This window comes from Seonamhaeicola marinus, assembly GCF_008085455.1.
This window is the reverse complement of record NZ_VSDQ01000037.1, coordinates 1-673: the sequence shown is the minus strand read 5'-3', so window position 1 is coordinate 673 and position 673 is coordinate 1. Positions and strand designations below refer to the sequence as shown.

Annotated in this window: 1 pseudogene; it reads right to left on the bottom strand. The window is 31.0% G+C overall.

Going from position 1 to position 673, the window contains the following annotated elements:
• Positions 1–466: 466 nt before the first annotated feature.
• Positions 467–673, bottom strand: a pseudogene (locus FUA24_RS00245) (F0F1 ATP synthase subunit beta); the annotation flags it as partial.

Genomic DNA, 673 nt, shown 5'->3' with positions numbered 1-673 from the left:
AGCAAAGATATGGCACGTTTGTTAGGAATTTCAGTAGAATCTGTCCATACATCACGGCATAGAATTAGAAAAAAGATGAACCTTTCAAGAAGTGTAAATTTAGAAGATTACATCAATTCCCTATAATTTTAGTAAAAATAAAAAAGCGAATCAATTATGATTCGCTTTTAATATTATTAAACAACTGTATTTATTTTAGTCTGCTAAAACAATTACTTTGTTATCTTTCATTTCAATTGTTCCAGAGTTTATTTGAACTGTTAAAATTTTATCATCATCAGCATGCGGAACAATTTTACCATCTAAATCATTAAATTCTAGGTGGGTTTGTGTATGTGTATGAATTTTAACAACACCTNGGCTTCTGGTGATACAATTTCTAAATACATATTTTTTTAGTTTCCAGTCTGCAGTGTTTCCAGTTTGCAGTCATTAAAGACTGTAGACTGATTACTGCCAACTAATTTTAGGATTCAGCTAACATTTTCTCACCAGCTTCAATAGCTTCTTCAATGGTACCTTTAAGGTTGAAAGCAGCTTCTGGTAAGTTATCTAGTTCACCATCCATAATCATATTAAAACCTTTAATAGTATCTTTAATATCTACTAATACACCAGGTATACCAGTAAATTGTTCAGCTACGTGGAAAGGTTGAGATAAGAAACGTTGAAC